At 38.8% G+C, this 3,398-nt stretch carries 5 protein-coding genes; 3 read left to right on the top strand and 2 right to left on the bottom strand.

Annotated features, from left to right (window positions below; genetic code table 11):
* Positions 1 to 975, top strand: a 975-nt coding sequence (locus tag AC06OU_RS16540) for a M20 metallopeptidase family protein (RefSeq protein ID WP_475857239.1), incomplete at its 5' end; no start/stop codon positions are given.
* Positions 976 to 1,039: 64 nt separating this feature from the next.
* Here AC06OU_RS16540 and AC06OU_RS16535 read toward each other — a convergent pair.
* Both AC06OU_RS16535 and AC06OU_RS16530 read right to left on the bottom strand, forming a co-directional pair.
* Positions 1,040 to 1,594, bottom strand: a complete 555-nt coding sequence (locus tag AC06OU_RS16535) for a lysozyme inhibitor LprI family protein (RefSeq protein ID WP_475857238.1) — start codon at positions 1,592 to 1,594, stop codon at positions 1,040 to 1,042.
* Positions 1,595 to 1,618: 24 nt separating this feature from the next.
* The gene (locus AC06OU_RS16530; protein ID WP_475857240.1) at positions 1,619 to 1,822 is read right to left on the bottom strand and encodes a YheE family protein; all 204 of its coding nucleotides are present in this window, start codon (positions 1,820 to 1,822) and stop codon (positions 1,619 to 1,621) included.
* A 73-nt stretch (positions 1,823 to 1,895) separates the two neighbouring features.
* Between AC06OU_RS16530 and AC06OU_RS16525 the strand changes: the two genes are divergently transcribed.
* Positions 1,896 to 2,285: a ferritin-like domain-containing protein gene (locus AC06OU_RS16525; protein WP_169360625.1), complete on the top strand. Its 390-nt coding sequence runs from the start codon at positions 1,896 to 1,898 to the stop codon at positions 2,283 to 2,285.
* Between the two features lie 65 nt (positions 2,286 to 2,350).
* Positions 2,351 to 3,398 (top strand): DUF445 domain-containing protein (locus AC06OU_RS16520; RefSeq protein WP_475857236.1); only part of this gene is annotated, 1,048 nt, incomplete at its 3' end.

The raw sequence follows: 3,398 nt of genomic DNA, 5'->3' as shown, positions 1-3,398 counted from the left end.
AAACCAGGGAAAACCATCGCACTTCGAGCAGACTTTGATGCATTACCTATTCAGGATGAGAAGGAAGTAGCATACAAATCAAAAGTTCCAGGAGTTATGCATGCATGTGGGCACGATTTACATACGTCAGCACTTTTAGGTGTGGCAAAGCTATTAAGTGAGCACAAGGACGAGGTACCAGGTACTGTAGTGTTCATACATCAATTCGCCGAGGAGACCACTCCAGGTGGTGCTGAATTTATGATTAAGGACGGTTGCTTAGAAGGTGTGGACGTAATCTATGGTTCACATGTTATGTCTCTTCAGCCCTATGGAACATTTAGTGTGATAGAAGGCTATGCTTCCTCTGCCCAGGATGATTTTTATATAACAATCCATGGTAAAGGGGGGCACGGGGCATCTCCTCATGAAACGATTGATGCTTTAGTGACGGGAAGCCAGGTTGTATTAAATCTACAGCAAATTGTTAGCAGAAGAGTAGATCCACTAAAGGCTGCAGTAATTACGGTTGGTTCTTTTCAAAGCGGAAGCACCACTAATGTGATACCTGACACTGCCTATATAAAAGGGACAGTGAGAACCTATGACGAGGATGTACGCACACTAATTGAGCAGAAGCTAGAACAAGTAGTAAGAAACACTTGTGAAGCTGCCGACGCTACGTACGAATTAAAATATGTGAAGGACTGTCCATCTATCTTTAACGACCCTATCGAAACAAAGCGTGTAGAGAAAGTGGCTAGTCAGGTTCTAGGGGCTGATAACATAATCCCGGGGAAACCGATGAACGGAAGCGAGGACTATGCGTATTATCAACGCGAGATTCCGGGAGCTTATTTTATCATTGGTGGAGGGAACGAGGAGCTAAAAGCTACCTACCCACATCATCATCCTAAATTCGACATCGACGAACGAGCAATAAAGGATATCGCTAAAATGTTTATTGGGACTGTTTTTGAACAGCTACAGAATTGATTGCAGGATATAGAAAAAAGAGCTTGAACAAAAACAGTTCAAGCTCTTTTTCTTTATTCTTGAATTATTTCATATAACGATCAACTAACTCATAGCATCTTTCTTCAGTAAGATTAGCTAGAGCAGCTACATATTCTAAATGCTCCTGCGTCCCACCTTTAAATTTTAGGGAAGCTTCTAATGCTTGGTCATCTCTATCTTTTAACCATTGTCGTTGATTTTCTCTTAATAGGTCCATTTCTTCTGGAGACAATTGCTCCTTCAAAGCGCCATATATTTCGTTCAACAATTCATCCCACAAAACCCATCTATCGTTCTCCACTTTTTTTAGCGCATAAGTCGAAGAATCAGTTGCCTTCAATTTTTCTGCCTCTAATTTCGTGTTGTTTAATTTCATAGAATACTCTTCTTTTAAGGTAGAATCCTTAGTCACTGGATTTTCTTGAGTGTCATTGGATGTACTTTTGTTTTCATTCAAGACTGAATTTTTGTCTTGAGATACTTCACTATTTTGGGACTGGCTGTCCAGATCAGCACTAGCTTCCGGTGAGTCTTCACAAGCAGCTAATAAAGCTGCTAGCACTAATGTGACTATTGGTATTATATATTTTTTATTCATAAACTAAGCGTTCACCTTTCTTGTTTAGTCGTACACATGGAAGAGCATAAGCTCATGAATCATTTTTTTGACTGTTTCTTCGTCTGATGGAGTTTCCCCGTTCCACTTAATCGTTCCATCAGGCTCGTATTCTGCTGAGTATCTTTTTTGTTTATAAAAGAAAGAAACTGACCAGCCGGGAAGCTGTTTGTTGTCATAGAGTGACTTGAAGCTGAAATGTTGTAGCAATATAATCATACCTTTCATGTGAGTGAATTTGCTCGCATATACTAGTATAAATGACTAGCGAAGGAGCATCTAATTGTTTATTGAAAAGCTGGAACAAGCAATTAAAAATGAGTACGCCGATTACCATCATTATATGGATATGTATAAGCTGACGGACGACCCATACTGGCAAGAATTCATCGAGCACGTTTATGAGGACGAAAAAAGCCATTATGAAATGTTTCAACAACTCTATTATATGCTTACAGGAAGTTTTGTTCAAAACTTACAAAAAGTTCCCCCGTGTGAAGATTTAAAATCCTGTGTCAAGCAGTCAGTCAAGGATGAATTGGAGACAGCAGAAGTATATAAGGAAATGCTGCTCCAAATACCGATTCAACAAGCATATGCACCTCTTTTTTGTGCTATGCATGATGAAACAGAGCATGCCATTCGATTTTCGATGATGTACAATGCACTCTAATTGTTTTTGTGTTTCTCACTCCTCTGCTATAATAATCTAGAAGCTAGAGGAAAAAGGTGAGATGGATGGGTTTTTTATGGACAATCATATTCATGGCAGTCGTCGGAGCAGCAATTGGAGCGGTTACAAATCACCTCGCCATTAAAATGCTATTTAGACCTCATGAAGCAAAGTATATAGGATCATGGAGAGTGCCGTTTACTCCAGGTTTAATACCTAAGCGTCGGGATGAGCTTGCCAAACAATTAGGAATAACTGTTATCAAGCATTTATTGACCCCGGATATTTTCAAAAAGAAGTACTTTAATGACTCGATGAAGAGTAAGGCTAATGACTTTGTTGTAAAGCAGCTAAATAAAAATATATTACAATCAGATAAAACTGTACATGATTGGTTGAAGCTTGCAGGAATTGAATCTGTGCCATCTCTTGTGAATGCAAAAATAGATGAACAGGTTGATATACAGTTCAATCGTATTTTAGCAAAGTTAGAGAATGAAACAATTCGTCAAATTGCTCCACTAGATTGGCAAGAAAAGGCCAATAGCAAGGTTGGAGATATTGTTTCTTATATTCTTCATAAGGGTGAAGAATTTTTCCAATCAGAAGAAGGTAAAAGTACAGTTAAGAAGCTGATTGATGATTTCCTTTCTACTAAAGGAACACTTGGTAATATGATACAAATGTTTATGGGAGATTCCAACTCACTTGTGGGCAAGGTACAGCCTGAAATTTTAAAATTTCTACGGGCACCTGGAACAAAAGTGATGCTTGAAAACATTGTCCAAAACGAGTGGGAGAAGCTGAAGGATCGACCATTGGCTGAGATGATGGAAGGCTTTGATTTTGATCCACTAGTAGTCAACGTCAAGGCATATTTAAGAGAGCAGCTTGCAATTGAAGATAGATTAAATTATAGTTTAAACCATTACTTCCCTGGTGCCTCTGAATGGGTCGAGACCCAAATGGTACCAAAAATAACTAATTTTGCTTTTGTTGAAGCGGAGTCTAAATTAGAGGAAGTATTGCGTAAAATGAAGCTAGAGGAAATGGTTAAAGAGCAGGTTGACTCATTCCCAGTAGCACGATTAGAGGATATCGTACTTGGAATCT

Source organism: Psychrobacillus sp., assembly GCF_056205495.1.
The sequence above is the reverse complement of the archived record's forward strand: the minus strand, read 5'-3'. Positions and strand labels throughout refer to the sequence as shown.

Coding starts and splice junctions, on each gene's coding strand:
- AC06OU_RS16535 (WP_475857238.1), bottom strand. CDS start 1,594: ATGAATAAAAAATATATAATACCAATAGTCACATTAGTGCTAGCAGCT.